Genomic DNA, 12,368 nt, shown 5'->3' with positions numbered 1-12,368 from the left:
TTGAGAACTCCTTGTTAGTCGTACAACCATCTACCAGCCTTAGCCGACTGAATAAACATGTCGATAGTCAACTCTGGAACGTCCACAGGCTCAGGCTTCTTAAATGGGTTCCATGACAAATTAACTTCTGGGTAATACGTGGTGAGGTGAAAATTTGACATATCCACGTTAAATTCTTTTATGAAATCCTCTATCACTTCTTCAACTTCATCCTGGTCAAGCTGAACATCAAAGTGAATGCTAGATTCTGCTGTAAACGCATCGTACTTCTTTTTTCTGAAAGGGTAGTAACTGCTGTGCCTCGTTATTAGTGCAATCACACGCTGTTCAATATCATCTACCATAACTTATCGTTACCTCTCGCTATGGTGTTGTATTCTTTAACTGAATTGTAAGCAATCTGGGATACATCAGACAAAAGAACAACCTCACCAACCAGGGGGATAGTACGGCCTACCCATGTTGTAATGCTTCTAACCATCCTAAGTTTTACAGTCCAGGGCGTATAACCACCTATCCATGTAGGAAGTTTGATTCCTCAAGGAAAGAATCTTTTTCCAAAAGTATTCCTTATCGCTTTGGATAGTTTGGATGTTCCCTTGATAGCATATCCCGGTTTGCCCGTGTGGCCTGGTCATTTATACCAGCGTACAGAGCATAGATAGCGAAAATGTCTTTTATCCCAAACTGATCCATAGTGTTGAAAATGAACACCATGAAAAACAGTTCATTAGAGCTTAGATTTCCCTGCATAAAAGTATGTGCCGTTTAGTTCCTCTACCGTATCCATACTATTCCTTATAATTCCTATGGTTACTATTTGTGTATGGTACACCAACAATTAGAGGAAATGGGAAGGGATTCTTCAGGGGAATATTTACAGGCCGGTAAATTTACCAGCCCATAAAACCATCAAGCCCCGGTTAACGGGGCTTGATGGTTTTTGCGTGGAGTGCATCGGAGTGCATGAAAGGTTATTTCACGTTCTGAATCTGAAAGTTGATTAGATTATTATTGTTTTTACTATCATATAGTTAAGTAATTTTTTTTGACATTTTAATATTTTACTCCCCAATCCACTCCCCATTAAGTGAAGTGACTACTTGGTCAGCTCAAAGGCTTTATGGTTGTCGTAAATCTTTCACCTTTGACCAGTTCACCAGAAGGTTTTCGATAGTAAGACTCACCATCAAGACGGTAGTAGGTGTAGCCATCCTTAGTTTTAGTGATGTCCATGAGCCAGTTTGACTTGTCTATACAGTTTACATCTGATTTCATGTCATCAAAGCACAGTAAGTAATCAGTATCATGGTCTGGAAAAGCACCGGAGTTCTTGGGAGCAAGCTTTTGATACTTGCCATCAAAGTTCCAGATTGAAACATTGTAAGTTTCACGGGAAGAAATGGTTTTGACTCCATTATTATCCCACCATTTTATTTTGTCACTATCAGAGAAAGGGATGTTTTCAACTAAAAAATCTTTTCTGGTATCAGAACCATGAATTGCAAGCACTTTTGGAGAATTAAAGAAGCTAACATAAAATAATGCTAACATTGCCAATGCTACAATAAAAACTATAATCTTTTTGATTCTCATTAATTTCTCCTGCTATTTATTTCAAACTCTGCTTTCATATTGGTTAAAAAAGGCTTGAAAGCAAATTGTTCCCATCTTTGAAGAATAAACCAAATACGAAAGGCTCTGATAAAATGAAACTTAGGATTCATGATGTCAGTTTTATCGAGACCGAAATGGTCTTGCCCTGTAAATGTTATTTTTGCCACATAGCCACTATCAATTATATCGAGCTGATTTATTTGAATATTTGTAGCATGAATATCATGTATAGACATGCCTAATCCATTAAAACTATCAGCCCATCTATTGAATTTAGGAAGTATCGAATTTCTTATAGCCTGTGTTATTAGATCTTTATCTGTATCTGATAAGCTTTTTTGTCCAGTAACGACAATCTTATCTAATGAAGACTTAATTACAGTAAGGGGGGACAGTGGCGAAGATTGCCCACTCAAAATTAGATTTTTATATGCACTATCAAGGAACGGGCTGGAATAACTTTTTCCATTGCCGTGATAAAGATGCTTTACGAGATTATTGAATATTTGATGCTGTCCAAGATAATAAGCAGGCATAGAAATACGAAGAAACTCATTGAAAAGAAGTTCAGCCATTTCTGTTCTGGATTTTTGACGGGTATCCCGGAAGGTGTTGAATATAGATACTTCTTTTCCAGTCCAGGGGTCAACCACATCAGAAACATCATTCAAACCCAAATCGCTTCTTAGTTGCTTTTCACTAAGATCTCCATACTTCATATCATCAGTGCTGTAATCATTGAACCTGTGCCGTGTCTGATAAACGGTAAAAGGGAACTTCAATGCTGACATAACAATTTCCTTATGATATTAATCATCCAGACTGAAAATCCATACTCATTACATTTTTTACAGATGATATCATTGAAGATGATAATGTAATCAGAGCCGTCTAATCGTAAACTTCCTGATGAAAAATTGGAAGTTAAAGAATAGCGTTTTACATATAATCAATAAGTTAGTTTTAGAACGGTAAGTCAAAACTATAAAAAATTTTGGTGTTTTTGTTGCTTAAGTGAACATCAGGCATTGCGAATTATGTCTTGATCTTGTGATGCTTGAATATTGGTAGAAATTGTAGTGTAAAATGAGAATGACCAACTCCGCCTGCTTTTATCAGAGACTGAACGGCTTTTGCTGTTAGTGAACCCATATACTTGACCTGTAAATCCTAAGTGGGGGGTTTTTGGTTATAAACTGTTATTTTTGGCTAGTAAAGCAAAAACACTCCCCATTTTACTCCCCGATATTTCGTGGATTTAAGTGGAGAATCATGTTCATTAGTGGAAATTTTTTGCATAAAAAAGCCCATTTAACATGGGCTTATGGTTGTTAATGGATGGGAGTGGAAATTATTCGATATTCTGGATCTGCTCACGCATCTGCTCGATTAGAACCTTAAGCTCAATGGCAGAGGTGGTGACCTCGGCATTAATCGATTTAGACGCGAGCGTATTGGACTCGCGGTTGAACTCCTGCATCATAAAGTCGAGGCGACGGCCTACGGCCTCTTTCTTCTTCAGAATGTTGTAGGTTTCTTTTACATGGGCTTCCAGCCGGTCCAGCTCTTCCGCCACGTCAACGCGCTGGGCCAGCATAATCAGCTCCTGCTCTACGCGGTTACTGTCCAGCTGGACCTGGGCTTCTTCCAGTTTGGTGACCAGGCGTTCACGCTGCCACTTCAGTACGTCTGGCATCTGCGCGCGCACTTTGGTGACTTCAGCGCTGACGCCTGCCAGGCGCTGCTCAATCAGGGATTTCAGTGCGGCACCTTCGGTTTCGCGCGAGGTGATAAAGTCGTCCAACGCGATCTCCAGCGCCTTCAGCAGCTCTGCGGAAATGGTATCAAGATCCTGTTCCTCAGCTGACATCACGCCGGGCCAGCGCAGAATGTCGACCGGATTAATTTCACCCTCGTCACTCTGCATTTTTACCCAGTTAGCCGCCTGCACCAGCTGAATGGCCAGCTTTTCATTTAATACCAGCGAGCTTTGGGCGCTCGGGTCTGCATCAAAGCGCAGATTGCACTCGATTTTACCGCGCGTCAGGCGGTTACGGATGCGTTCGCGGATAACTGGCTCCAGCCCGCGGAACTGCTCCGGGAGGCGGATATAGGTTTCCAGATAGCGCTGGTTAACGGAACGAAGTTCCCAGGCTGCGCTGCCCCATTCGCCTTTGGTTTCACGCCGTGCGTAAGCGGTCATGCTGCGGATCATGTTGCGTACCCGTGTTCAGAAAAAGTTACGGGGATTATAGCGGCGCAGAGGATGCCTTAACAGGCATTCAGTCAAACAACGGTAAATGAGCGCGATCATCTGGCAATTTATTTCAGGTTAATTAATATGCTCTGCATCAGGCATCAGGCATCAGGCATCAGGCATCAGGCATCAGGCATCAGGCATCAGGCATCAGGCATCAGGCATCAGGCATCAGGCATCAGGCATCAGGCATCAGGCATCAGGCATCAGGCATCAGGCATCAGGCATCAGGCATCAGGCGTCGTGGGGCGTGCGGCAGACGTCGCAGGTTAAACTGAAATAATTACACTGAGGTAGGTTATGAAATTAATGCCCCTGGCAATACTGTCAATTTTTGCGTTAAGTGGGTGTATGTCGCCGGCCCATCAACCTGTGCCAGCTCAATCCTGCACGGTGGGGCATGGCATGGTGCAGACGACCCTCTACTTTGGTATGAATCGCCCGCACGGACCGGCGGTAACCGCTGCGGAGTGGCAGTCATTTATTGACGCTGACGTGACGCCGCGCTTTAAAGACGGTCTGACGGTATTTGATGCCCGGGGGCAGTGGCTGGGCGAGGATGGACAGGTTGCTCGTGAACAGAGCAAGGCGTTAATGCTGATTTATACGCCAGGGCAGCAGAGCAGTCAGGATGTTGAAGCGCTCCGCGCCCGCTACAGGCAGCGCTTCCAGCAGGAGTCGGTAATGCGAGTGGATGTCCCTGCCTGCGTATCATTCTGATGCGTCCCCCGGCGCGGTAGCAGCGCCGGGGAAGGCCGTTTACAGCACCAGCCCGGCAAAGGCGGCTGAAAGCAGGCTGACCAGGGTAGAGCCATATACCAGCTTCAGGCCAAAGCGGGACACCACGTTGCCCTGTTTTTCGTTCAGGCCCTTGATGGCACCGGCGACGATGCCGATTGACGCAAAGTTGGCAAAGGAGACCAGAAAGACCGAGAGGATGCCAAGACCGCGCGGCGTGAGTGTGGCAGCGATATTCTTAAGGTCGATCATCGCCACGAACTCGTTAGCGACCAGCTTGGTCGCCATAATACTGGCTGCCCGCAGTGCATCCGGGGCAGGAATGCCAATCAGCCACGCAAACGGATAGAAAACGTAGCCCAGGATCTGCTGAAAGCTGATGCCAAACAGCGCAGAGAACATCGCGTTCACCGCGGCGATCAGCGCAATAAAGCCAATCAGCATCGCCATAATAATCATCGCGACCTTAAATCCGGCAAGAATATACTCGCCGAGCATTTCGAAAAAACTCTGGTCTTCGTGCAGCTTCTCCAGCCTGATCTCTGGCTCGTCATTCTGTGGCGTCGGGTTCAGAATCGACAGAATAATAAAAGTGCTAAACATGTTCAGTATCAGCGCGGCGACCACGTAGCGCGGATCGATCATCGACATATAGGCACCGACAATCGACAGCGATACGGTCGACATGGCCGTGGCAGCCATGGAGTACATACGGCGGGATGAAATGTCCGCGAGAATACCCTTATAGGCGATGAAGTTTTCTGACTGGCCGAGGATCAGCGTACTGACGGCATTAAACGACTCCAGCTTACCCATGCCGTTGATCTTCGAGAGCAGGGTCCCCACCAGCCTGATCAGGATCGGCAGAATGCGTAAATGCTGAAGAATACCAATCAGTGCTGAGATAAATATGATCGGGCAGAGTACGCCGAGGAAGATAAAGGCCATGCCCTGACTGCTCATCCCGCCAAAAACAAATTCTGAACCCTGGCCCGCAAATTTGAGCAGCGTTTCAAAAAATCCGGAGACGGCCGTGACGATGGTCAGGCCACTGGCGGCATGAAGGAAAAAGTACGCCAGCGCGGCTTCAATTACAATTAACTGAATAATGATGCGCGGCCGGATTTGCCTTCTGTCGTGACTAAAAAGTAACGCCAGCAGAAAGATAACGGCCAGGGCCAGAATAAAGTGTAAGACTTGAGCCATAAAAACGCGTTCCAGCATGCAGGAAGAGAGATGGGCTGCATTTAGCCACACTTTCAGGCGTTTTTCACCCATCGTACGAGAAGGCTCGCATTATGAAGAGAAACAGGCTGAGCAGCCTGTTTCCCAGGTAAAAAACGAGGCAACCTTTGCTGGGCGGCAGAGAAAACCCACCCTGGCGCCCATCGCCATAGGCAACGGAGGGTGAAATCCGTATAATGCGCAGCCAATCATGTTTTGCTAGCCGGAGAGAAACCATGCGTCCAGCAGGCCGAAGCGCACAGCAGGTGCGTCCCGTCACACTGACCCGTCATTATACCAAACATGCAGAAGGCTCTGTTCTGGTCGAATTCGGTGATACTAAAGTTTTGTGTACTGCCACTATTGATGAGGGTGTACCCCGTTTCCTGAAAGGTCAGGGACAGGGTTGGGTCACCGCCGAGTACGGCATGCTGCCACGCGCGACGCACAGTCGCAACGCGCGTGAAGCCGCCAAAGGTAAGCAGGGTGGTCGTACGCTTGAAATTCAGCGACTGATCGCGCGCTCCCTTCGCGCCGCACTGGATCTTAAGGCGCTGGGCGAATTTACCGTCACCCTCGACTGTGATGTGTTGCAGGCGGATGGCGGCACGCGTACCGCATCAATTACCGGCGCCTGCGTTGCGCTGGCGGATGCGCTTAACCATCTGGTGGCCATTGGCAAACTCAAAGCCAACCCGATGAAAGGCATGGTGGCGGCGGTATCCGTAGGGATCGTGAAGGGTGAAGCGCTCTGTGATTTGGAATACGTAGAGGACTCCGCTGCTGAAACCGATATGAATGTGGTGATGACTGAAGATGGCCGCATGATTGAGGTGCAGGGCACCGCAGAGGGTGAGCCCTTCACTCATGAGGAGCTGTTAACGCTGCTCGCGCTGGCCCGGGGCGGTATTGATACCCTTATTCAGGCGCAGAAAGCCGCGCTAACAGACTGATATTTCAGGCGGCCACCGGGTCGCCTTTTTTATGACTATGTGAGGATCGAGACATGAAAGCCTGGCAGCGCCAATTTATCGAATTCGCCATCAACAAGCAGGTGCTGAAGTTTGGTGAATTCACGCTGAAATCAGGGCGTAAAAGCCCCTATTTCTTCAATGCGGGCCTGTTTAATACCGGTCGCGACCTTGCCCTGCTGGGGCGTTTTTACGCGCAGGCCCTTATTGACTCCGGTATTGATTTCGACCTGGTATTTGGGCCCGCTTATAAAGGGATCCCGATAGCCACCACGACGGCAGTCGCCCTGGCCGATCACCATGACCGCGATGTTCCCTACTGCTTTAACCGTAAAGAAGCAAAGGATCATGGCGAGGGAGGGCTGCTGGTCGGTAGCCCGCTACAGGGGCGAATTATGCTGGTCGATGATGTGATCACTGCGGGAACCGCGATTCGTGAATCCATGGAAATTATTGCGGCTCACCAGGCTACGCTGGCCGGAGTGTTAATCTCTCTCGACCGCCAGGAGCGCGGGCGCGGCAGTGAGTCGGCTATCCAGGAAGTGGAATGCGATTACGGCTGTAAGGTGATTTCGATTATCACGCTTAAAGAGCTGATTACTTACCTGGAAGAGAAGCCCGAGCTGGCCGACCACCTGGTGGCGGTACGCGCCTACCGTAAAGAATACGGTATCTGATTTTACGGGCCAGCGATGCTGGCCCGTAAAAGCCTACACCAGCTGTGAGGCGAGCAGTGGCCAGCGGGTATCGAAGTCAACCGTGGGCCGGTAGCGGAAACCGGAGCGCACAAAGCGGGAAAGCATACCTTCACAGAAGGCCAGCAGCTGGCTTGCCAGCAGGTTCTCGTCCGTTACAAAACCTTCCCCTTCACGCATTACCTTCTCGCGCAGTACCTGGCGTAGCTGAACCTCAATGCGTTCAAACAGCTGATTGATGCGGCTTTGCAGTCGATCCTGTTCAAACATCAGTGCATGACCGGTCAGGATACGGGTTAAACCTGGATTACGCTCACCAAAGCCCAGAATCAGCTGGATTATCAGACGCAGCCGCGGCAGCGTCTCTTTTTCGTCCTTGAGTATCAGATTGATGCGCGTAATCAGGCTGTCTTCGATAAACTCGATCAGGCTGTCAAACATCCGGGTTTTGCTGGGAAAATGCCGGTAAAGTGCCGCTTCAGAAACGCCAACGTTCGCGGCGAGTTTAGCGGTAGTTATCCGCTGGCTACCATCACTGGATTCCAGCATCTGCGCCAGAGCCTGCAGTATTTCCTCGCGACGATTCCTTTTCGCACTCTTTTTTTCTGCCATGTCCTGTAAGACCCCTGAAATATCACCTTGAACGGCAAATTGCCACGCAACATCCGTGAGCAACATGCTCACGGTGGAATAAAGACAAGTTAATCGCTATAGGAGCGGATGAGGCGTTGCTACTGACGTCCTGAATGGCCAAAGCCACCTTCGCCACGAATGCTGGCATCGAAATCTTCTACCAGATTAAATTCAGCCTGTACGACCGGAACGAATACCATCTGAGCGATGCGTTCACCCGGTTCGATGGTAAAAGCATTCTGTCCGCGGTTCCACACGGAAACCATTAGCTGCCCCTGGTAATCGGAGTCAATTAACCCCACCAGGTTACCCAGTACCACGCCATGTTTATGGCCGAGACCAGAGCGGGGTAAAATGACCGCCGCCAGTTGAGGATCGCCAATGTGAATAGCCAGACCCGTCGGCACCAGCGTGGTAGCCCCCGGCGCCAGCTGGATGGCCTGATCAAGACAGGCGCGCAGGTCAAGGCCCGCTGAGCCGGATGTGGCATAGGTTGGCAGTGGGAAATCTTTACCGACTCGCGGGTCGATTATTTTAACGTCGATTTTTTTCATCATAACGGCTGACTATCTCGTCCAGTAACTGTTGGCTAAGGCGCGACTTATCGCTAAGCGGTAAGGCTTTATCGCCTCCCTGCCAGAAAAGGTGTAGAGCGTTGTTATCACTGTTGAAACCTTGCCCGGCCTTCGATACATCGTTGGCGCAGATAACATCCAGGTTTTTGCTTACTCGTTTTTGTCGGGCGTATTCTTCCACATTGTGGGTTTCAGCGGCAAATCCCACTACAAAGGGGCGGTTGTCCTGCATGGCTGCAACGCCAGCAACGATATCAGGGTTTTTTATCATTTTGAGGGTAATTTCATCACCCTGCTTTTTGATTTTTTCCACGGCGACCTCAGCCGCACGGTAATCGGCAACCGCCGCCGTCGCGATAAAAATATGCTGTCCGGCAGCGCGATCCATGACGGCCTTCTGCATCTCCAGGGCGGTATTCACATCAATGCGCGTCACCTGCTGCGGGGTATCCAGCGCAACAGGACCGGCGATTAACGTGACGTTTGCGCCTCGTTTCGCTGCCGCCGCTGCAATAGCGAAGCCCATCTTACCCGAGCTGTGGTTAGTTATGAACCGCACTGGATCAAGATCCTCACGGGTTGGCCCCGCCGTCAGCATAATATTGAGATGTTGCAGATCGACGACGTCAGAAGCCCAGTGAACGGCTTCTTCTACAATCGCCAGCGGATCTAACATGCGGCCTGGGCCAACGTCACCGCAGGCCTGGCTGCCGCTCTCTGGCCCCCAAATTGGCAGGCCCCGAGCGGCGAGCACCTGCAGGTTATGCTGAGTAGGCAGGGCGCGGTACATCTGCTGGTTCATCGCCGGAACAACCGCAATGGGCGCTGCCGTAGCGAGACACACCGTGCTCAGCAGGTCGTTTGCCATCCCGGCCGCCAGGCGGGCAATCAAATCGGCGGTGGCGGGTGCAAGAATGACCAGATCGGCCCATTTCCCCAGCTCAATATGCCCCATTGCTGCCTCAGCGGCGGGGTCGAGCAGATCGTCGGAAACCGGATATCCTGACACCGCCTGCAGGCTGAGCGGGGTCACAAAGGCTTTTGCCGCCTCGGTGACAACCACCCGAACCTCGGCGCCGCGATCGCGAAGCCGCCTGACCAGCTCCGGCGTTTTGTAGGCGGCAATCCCCCCACTAATGCCCAGAATAATGTGCTTGCCGGTTAATCCCATCATACTGACGTCCGCCCTGTTGAGTCAGATTAGCGCACTGCATAGCGCCAGAATTTGCGTATTTTATCACAATCCCATCCACCGTCCTTTTTGCATGGGCACTATTGCTGTGAGACAGCTCGATAAAATGCGCCAGGGATGTTGGAAAGTACTGTATATAATGCCATGATTTTGGCGGTACAGGAAGGAGGGATGCAGATGGAAAAGCAATGGCAGAGTGTTCCACCCAGAGAAAAATTGTTGCAGGGCGGGGCGGCAGAGTTAACGGATATTGAATTACTGGCTATTTTTTTAAGAACAGGGGTGGAAGGGGTACATGTTATGTCCCTGGCCTCGCAGCTTCTTGAGGAATTCGGATCGCTTTATCGTTTGCTTACGGCTGAAAAAAAGGCGTTTCAACATATAAAGGGCGTAGGAACGGCTAAGTATGCGCAGCTCAATGCAATTGCAGAACTGGCCCGCCGCTTTTTTACCTGCAACGATGCGCTCGACCATCATAGCGTCACCAGCTCCAGCGATCTGCTTAATTACCTTCACAGTACCCTGGCGCACCGTGAGCGGGAAATCTTCATGGTGATTTTCTTTGATAATCAGCACCGGGTTATTGAGGCCAGTGAAATGTTTGCGGGTACGTTCAACAGCGTTGAAGTGCATCCCAGGGAAATCGTGCGTGATGCGCTCAGGCTGAATGCGGCCGCTTTAATTCTTGCCCACAACCACCCGTCTGGCGTATCGCGCCCCAGCCCGGCCGATCGGGATGTGACCCAGCAGGTGGTCATCGCCTGTCAGCTTTTCAATATTCGGGTTCTGGACCATATGGTGATCGGGCGCGGCGAATACGTTTCATTTGCTGAAAAAGGGTGGTTATAGCCTGTAGAAATGCTGTCCTGCCCGCGGCGAAGAGGCCGACCGGCGTCCGTTTAACGTTCAAATGCAGTAATTTTGCACGATCCGCAGGGATCTTTATCTGTTCGGGACTTGAGCAGCGCCGCCGCAGGGCGTATACTACGCCACCTTTGAGAATCTCGGGTTTGGCATTTGGGCCTGCTCAGCGGGTTCGCATTGAACTCGCCTGGATGGGCTATGAGCCTGACGAGGCGGCCAAAACCTTTTTTTTAAAGCTCGAGCTGATTTGATTTTTGGAGAATAGACATGTCACGAGTCTGCCAAGTAACTGGCAAGCGTCCGGTGACGGGTAACAACCGTTCCCACGCAATGAACGCGACGAAACGCCGTTTCCTGCCGAACCTGCACTCTCACCGTTTTTGGGTTGAGAGCGAAAAGCGCTTCGTTACACTACGTGTTTCTGCCAAAGGCATGCGCGTAATTGATAAAAAGGGTATTGAGACGGTTCTGGCCGATCTGCGTACCCGCGGTGAGAAGTACTAAGGTAAGGAACTGAAACATGGCTAAAGGTATTCGTGAGAAGATCAAGCTGGTTTCTTCTGCTGGTACAGGTCACTTCTATACCACCACGAAGAACAAGCGTACTAAGCCGGAAAAACTGGAACTGAAGAAATTCGATCCAGTTGTCCGCCAGCACGTGATCTATAAAGAAGCTAAAATCAAGTAATTGGTTATAGTGGATAGTGAAAAACCCCGCCCCGGCGGGGTTTTTTGTTTTTGTGAGACGGTCAACCATCAACGCAGCACGGGAGGCGAGGCCATGCCGGAGTTACCTGAGGTAGAAACCAGTCGACGGGGTATCGAACCCCATCTGGTGGGTGCCACCATTCTTCACGCTATTGTGCGCAATGGGCGGCTGCGCTGGCCCGTCTCTGAAGAGATCCATCGGCTTAGCGATCAACCTGTGCTGAGCGTACAGCGGCGGGCCAAGTACTTGCTGCTGGAGCTACCCCATGGCTGGATTATTATCCATCTGGGAATGTCCGGTAGTCTGCGGGTGCTGTCCGAAGAGTTGCCACCGGCAAAACATGACCACGTAGACCTGGTGATGAGTAACGGCAGGATCTTGCGCTATACCGACCCGAGGCGCTTTGGCGCATGGCTCTGGAGCAGCGATCTTACCGCCAGCAACGTGCTGGCTCATCTTGGCCCGGAGCCGCTCAGTGAAGATTTTTCTTCAGGCTATCTGTTTGATAAGTCGCGCGGCAAGCGTACGCCGGTTAAACCCTGGCTGATGGACAATAAGCTGGTGGTGGGGGTGGGCAATATCTATGCCAGCGAATCCCTGTTCGCCGCCGGTATTCACCCCGATCGTCAGGCGATGTCGCTAACTGCGGATGAAGCCGACCTGTTGGTCAGCACCATCAAGGCCGTGCTGCTGCGTTCCATTGAGCAGGGGGGAACAACGCTGCGTGATTTTTTGCAGACCGACGGCAAGCCCGGCTATTTTGCCCAGCAGCTTCAGGTTTATGGACGGGCTGGCGAGCCCTGTCGGGTATGTGGTACGCCCGTTAAGGGTACGAAGCACGCCCAGCGCAGCACGTTTTACTGCCCAACCTGCCAGAAATAATCTGTTCGCGG

The 12,368-nt window shown here is 50.3% G+C and carries 16 protein-coding genes and 1 pseudogene; 8 read left to right on the top strand and 9 right to left on the bottom strand.

What is annotated here, in order from left to right; all coding sequences use genetic code 11:
• Positions 1–14: 14 nt before the first annotated feature.
• The 5 genes and pseudogenes from AC4PCC_RS21735 to AC4PCC_RS21715 form a co-directional block, all read right to left on the bottom strand.
• Positions 15–344, bottom strand: a complete 330-nt coding sequence (locus tag AC4PCC_RS21735) for a DUF1493 family protein (protein WP_492125914.1) — start codon at positions 342–344, stop codon at positions 15–17.
• A pseudogene (locus AC4PCC_RS21730) lies at positions 338–790 on the bottom strand (STM2901 family protein). Before AC4PCC_RS21730 ends, AC4PCC_RS21735 begins: the two are co-directional and overlap by 7 nt.
• A 317-nt stretch (positions 791–1,107) precedes the next feature.
• Positions 1,108–1,596, bottom strand: a complete 489-nt coding sequence (locus AC4PCC_RS21725; protein WP_492125913.1) for a DUF943 family protein — start codon at positions 1,594–1,596, stop codon at positions 1,108–1,110.
• Entirely contained in the window at positions 1,596–2,408 is an 813-nt protein-coding gene (locus tag AC4PCC_RS21720) for a DUF3289 family protein (RefSeq protein WP_492125912.1), read from the bottom strand. The genes AC4PCC_RS21725 and AC4PCC_RS21720 overlap by 1 nt, the downstream gene beginning before the upstream one ends.
• A gap of 560 nt (positions 2,409–2,968) precedes the next feature.
• A complete protein-coding gene (locus AC4PCC_RS21715; protein WP_345829634.1) occupies positions 2,969–3,832 on the bottom strand; it encodes a YicC/YloC family endoribonuclease in 864 nt (287 codons plus the stop codon).
• Positions 3,833–3,958: 126 nt separating this feature from the next.
• Here AC4PCC_RS21715 and AC4PCC_RS21710 point away from each other — a divergent pair, with 126 nt between their 5' ends.
• On the top strand, positions 3,959–4,147 hold the full coding sequence (locus AC4PCC_RS21710; RefSeq protein WP_492125911.1) for a hypothetical protein: 189 nt from the start codon (positions 3,959–3,961) through the stop codon (positions 4,145–4,147).
• Between the two features lie 27 nt (positions 4,148–4,174).
• Complete coding sequence (locus tag AC4PCC_RS21705; protein ID WP_492125910.1) at positions 4,175–4,594, top strand: DUF3574 domain-containing protein; 420 nt, start codon at positions 4,175–4,177, stop codon at positions 4,592–4,594.
• 39 nt (positions 4,595–4,633) lie between these two features.
• Here the strand turns inward: AC4PCC_RS21705 and AC4PCC_RS21700 are convergent, their stop codons facing one another.
• Positions 4,634–5,818: a NupC/NupG family nucleoside CNT transporter gene (locus AC4PCC_RS21700; protein ID WP_067709451.1), complete on the bottom strand. Its 1,185-nt coding sequence runs from the start codon at positions 5,816–5,818 to the stop codon at positions 4,634–4,636.
• Between the two features lie 254 nt (positions 5,819–6,072).
• Between AC4PCC_RS21700 and rph the strand changes: the two genes are divergently transcribed.
• Together rph and pyrE are read left to right on the top strand one after the other, a co-directional pair.
• Positions 6,073–6,789: a ribonuclease PH gene (gene rph / locus AC4PCC_RS21695; RefSeq protein ID WP_067709276.1), complete on the top strand. Its 717-nt coding sequence runs from the start codon at positions 6,073–6,075 to the stop codon at positions 6,787–6,789.
• A gap of 53 nt (positions 6,790–6,842) precedes the next feature.
• Positions 6,843–7,484 carry an orotate phosphoribosyltransferase gene (gene pyrE / locus AC4PCC_RS21690; protein WP_492125909.1) on the top strand — a complete coding sequence of 214 codons (642 nt, stop codon included), beginning with the start codon at positions 6,843–6,845 and terminating at the stop codon, positions 7,482–7,484.
• A gap of 33 nt (positions 7,485–7,517) precedes the next feature.
• On the opposite strand, the gene slmA is transcribed toward pyrE, so the two are convergent.
• The 3 genes from slmA to coaBC all read right to left on the bottom strand — a co-directional run bounded on the left by slmA (position 7,518) and on the right by coaBC (position 9,884).
• Complete coding sequence (slmA, locus tag AC4PCC_RS21685) at positions 7,518–8,114, bottom strand: nucleoid occlusion factor SlmA (RefSeq protein WP_492125908.1); 597 nt, start codon at positions 8,112–8,114, stop codon at positions 7,518–7,520.
• Between the two features lie 119 nt (positions 8,115–8,233).
• Entirely contained in the window at positions 8,234–8,692 is a 459-nt protein-coding gene (gene dut / locus AC4PCC_RS21680; protein WP_492125907.1) for a dUTP diphosphatase, read from the bottom strand.
• Positions 8,670–9,884 carry a bifunctional phosphopantothenoylcysteine decarboxylase/phosphopantothenate--cysteine ligase CoaBC gene (gene coaBC / locus AC4PCC_RS21675; protein ID WP_492125906.1) on the bottom strand — a complete coding sequence of 405 codons (1,215 nt, stop codon included), beginning with the start codon at positions 9,882–9,884 and terminating at the stop codon, positions 8,670–8,672. Before coaBC ends, dut begins: the two co-directional genes overlap by 23 nt.
• Positions 9,885–10,079: 195 nt before the next feature.
• Between coaBC and radC the strand changes: the two genes are divergently transcribed.
• The 4 genes from radC (at position 10,080) to mutM (ending at position 12,357) form a co-directional block, all read left to right on the top strand.
• The gene (gene radC / locus AC4PCC_RS21670; RefSeq protein ID WP_492125905.1) at positions 10,080–10,751 is read left to right on the top strand and encodes a RadC family protein; all 672 of its coding nucleotides are present in this window, start codon (positions 10,080–10,082) and stop codon (positions 10,749–10,751) included.
• Between the two features lie 282 nt (positions 10,752–11,033).
• Positions 11,034–11,270 (top strand): 50S ribosomal protein L28, encoded by a 237-nt coding sequence (gene rpmB, locus AC4PCC_RS21665; RefSeq protein WP_004154798.1) that lies wholly within the window; start codon positions 11,034–11,036, stop codon positions 11,268–11,270.
• Positions 11,271–11,286: 16 nt separating this feature from the next.
• Positions 11,287–11,454 (top strand): 50S ribosomal protein L33, encoded by a 168-nt coding sequence (gene rpmG, locus AC4PCC_RS21660; protein ID WP_001051798.1) that lies wholly within the window; start codon positions 11,287–11,289, stop codon positions 11,452–11,454.
• A gap of 93 nt (positions 11,455–11,547) precedes the next feature.
• Complete coding sequence (mutM, locus tag AC4PCC_RS21655) at positions 11,548–12,357, top strand: bifunctional DNA-formamidopyrimidine glycosylase/DNA-(apurinic or apyrimidinic site) lyase (RefSeq protein WP_067709287.1); 810 nt, start codon at positions 11,548–11,550, stop codon at positions 12,355–12,357.
• The last annotated feature ends 11 nt before the right edge of the window (positions 12,358–12,368 follow it).

Source organism: Erwinia sp. L03-1 (assembly GCF_058686115.1).
Note: the sequence above shows the minus strand (reverse complement) of the source record. Positions and strands in the feature narration are given on the sequence as shown.

Coding starts and splice junctions, on each gene's coding strand:
- AC4PCC_RS21720 (WP_492125912.1), bottom strand. CDS start 2,408: ATGTCAGCATTGAAGTTCCCTTTTACCGTTTATCAGACACGGCACAGG.
- AC4PCC_RS21725 (WP_492125913.1), bottom strand. CDS start 1,596: ATGAGAATCAAAAAGATTATAGTTTTTATTGTAGCATTGGCAATGTTA.
- AC4PCC_RS21710 (WP_492125911.1), top strand. CDS start 3,959: ATGCTCTGCATCAGGCATCAGGCATCAGGCATCAGGCATCAGGCATCA.
- dut (WP_492125907.1), bottom strand. CDS start 8,692: ATGATGAAAAAAATCGACGTTAAAATAATCGACCCGCGAGTCGGTAAA.
- rph (WP_067709276.1), top strand. CDS start 6,073: ATGCGTCCAGCAGGCCGAAGCGCACAGCAGGTGCGTCCCGTCACACTG.
- pyrE (WP_492125909.1), top strand. CDS start 6,843: ATGAAAGCCTGGCAGCGCCAATTTATCGAATTCGCCATCAACAAGCAG.
- AC4PCC_RS21735 (WP_492125914.1), bottom strand. CDS start 344: ATGGTAGATGATATTGAACAGCGTGTGATTGCACTAATAACGAGGCAC.
- AC4PCC_RS21715 (WP_345829634.1), bottom strand. CDS start 3,832: ATGATCCGCAGCATGACCGCTTACGCACGGCGTGAAACCAAAGGCGAA.
- AC4PCC_RS21705 (WP_492125910.1), top strand. CDS start 4,175: ATGAAATTAATGCCCCTGGCAATACTGTCAATTTTTGCGTTAAGTGGG.
- mutM (WP_067709287.1), top strand. CDS start 11,548: ATGCCGGAGTTACCTGAGGTAGAAACCAGTCGACGGGGTATCGAACCC.
- rpmB (WP_004154798.1), top strand. CDS start 11,034: ATGTCACGAGTCTGCCAAGTAACTGGCAAGCGTCCGGTGACGGGTAAC.
- rpmG (WP_001051798.1), top strand. CDS start 11,287: ATGGCTAAAGGTATTCGTGAGAAGATCAAGCTGGTTTCTTCTGCTGGT.
- AC4PCC_RS21700 (WP_067709451.1), bottom strand. CDS start 5,818: ATGGCTCAAGTCTTACACTTTATTCTGGCCCTGGCCGTTATCTTTCTG.
- radC (WP_492125905.1), top strand. CDS start 10,080: ATGGAAAAGCAATGGCAGAGTGTTCCACCCAGAGAAAAATTGTTGCAG.
- coaBC (WP_492125906.1), bottom strand. CDS start 9,884: ATGATGGGATTAACCGGCAAGCACATTATTCTGGGCATTAGTGGGGGG.
- slmA (WP_492125908.1), bottom strand. CDS start 8,114: ATGGCAGAAAAAAAGAGTGCGAAAAGGAATCGTCGCGAGGAAATACTG.